This window comes from Corynebacterium sp. S5S1 (genome assembly GCF_001913985.1).
GTDB lineage: Bacteria > Actinomycetota > Actinomycetes > Mycobacteriales > Mycobacteriaceae > Corynebacterium > Corynebacterium marquesiae.
In genome coordinates, this window is the sequence record NZ_MKXT01000084.1 from 1 (window position 1) to 426 (window position 426).

At 59.2% G+C, this 426-nt stretch carries 1 protein-coding gene; it reads right to left on the bottom strand.

Annotation, left to right across the window (positions count from 1 at the left end; all coding sequences use genetic code 11):
* Positions 1-276: ATP-binding protein (locus BKN05_RS12270; protein WP_286688760.1), on the bottom strand; the 276-nt coding region annotated here is incomplete at its 3' end.
* Positions 277-426: the final 150 nt, after the last annotated feature.

Consider the following 426-nt stretch of genomic DNA (forward strand, 5'->3'; position numbering starts at 1 on the left):
CACCGTGGGCGCGCCCGAGGCATGCATCGAGACCGGAATACCACGGCCATCGTCAGTAACCTGCACGCCGCCGTCGGCAAGCAAGCGGACCTCCACCTTGGAGGCATAACCCGCCATGGCCTCGTCGACCGAGTTATCAACAACCTCCCAAATCAGGTAGTGCAGGCCGCGCACGCCGGTAGAACCGATATACATACCGGGGCGCTTACGGACCGCTTCCAGGCCCTCCAGGATGGTAATTGATGAAGCGTCATAATTCGGTTGCGCGTTAGCCACGTGAAACTAGCACTCCTTAAAGAGGAAATCTTCGACATTCCAATCTTACACCCAGCCACCCCGCCCGGGTGGAGCTAAGCCGCAGGCACACCCTGCCATAAACCGGGAGTAAGCCGGTAGTAAGCCAGTACCGCCGCTGCAACTGATCAG